General features: G+C 56.7%; 1 protein-coding gene. It reads right to left on the reverse strand.

Annotation, left to right across the window (positions count from 1 at the left end):
- Positions 1–513, reverse strand: a 513-nt coding sequence (locus tag IE142_RS40365) for an MC/SLC25 family protein (protein WP_191889521.1), incomplete at its 3' end; no start/stop codon positions are given.
- Positions 514–536 lie beyond the last annotated feature (23 nt).

The following is a 536-nucleotide window of genomic DNA, read 5'->3' on the forward strand; positions in this document are numbered from 1 at the left end:
ACCACCGGCAAGGATCTCGTAAGGATACCAAATCTTGCCATTCTCCTTATTCGTAAAATGGCCACGGACCAAGTCGTTGACCGTCAGCTTGATGGCCTTTTCGGGCGCAACACCAATCAGCTGAGGCACAACTCCGGAATACAGGCCGGTGAAACCCTCATTACGGATAACCTTGCGCGCGCAATCGAGTGAGTTGTTGTACAGTCTTTCGCCGACACGCGTAGACCGCTGGTTCTGCATACGAGTCTTGACCAAGTCAATAGGGTAGACCATAAAGGCACCGAAAGCTCCTGCCAAACTACCCAGCGCGAAGTGGTGGACCGACTCCAACACGTTGTACAAGACCGACTTGGTCTTGTCCGCCGCCTTATGGGCGGTTGCGGCGGCGGCTTGGCCTGCAATGGCAAGGGGCATCCGCCATGATGCATCGATGACCTTGGCGAAATCCTTTTGAGCGAGTCGGCCGGAGGGGGCATCCAGGCCCGCGAAGTGGAACAGGATGTCCGCCTCCATGGGGGTGAACAGGGAGAAGCGAG

It is taken from the genome of Streptomyces mutabilis, from assembly GCF_014649815.1.
Taxonomy (GTDB): domain Bacteria; phylum Actinomycetota; class Actinomycetes; order Streptomycetales; family Streptomycetaceae; genus Streptomyces; species Streptomyces mutabilis.